The 235-nt window shown below is 36.2% G+C and carries 1 protein-coding gene; it reads left to right on the plus strand.

The genetic code is table 11. The features are described 5' to 3' along the window. Positions 1-235: DUF3369 domain-containing protein (locus AAEY83_RS18585; protein ID WP_351061658.1), on the plus strand; the 235-nt coding region annotated here is incomplete at both ends.

Below are 235 nucleotides of genomic sequence, written 5' to 3' on the forward strand. Positions count from 1 at the left end.
GGTATGCCAGCTTGAATATCAAAGTGATGCAATGAACACGATTGTTTTTGCATCAAAGTCTATTTTAGGGCTTACTGATATTAAGCAACTATGCAAAGAAATCATCAAGCACATGAGTATTATTTTAAAGTGTTCACCTCGAGGGCTTGTGTGCAGCAAATTAGATGGCGATGACTTTATTCAAGTCTTAGGTGGTTGTGGGCATTACGAAAACTACTTTGGTGAAAAATTAATT

This window comes from Psychrobacter sp. TB20-MNA-CIBAN-0197 (assembly GCF_040309765.1).
GTDB classification, from domain to species: Bacteria; Pseudomonadota; Gammaproteobacteria; order Pseudomonadales; family Moraxellaceae; genus Psychrobacter; species Psychrobacter submarinus.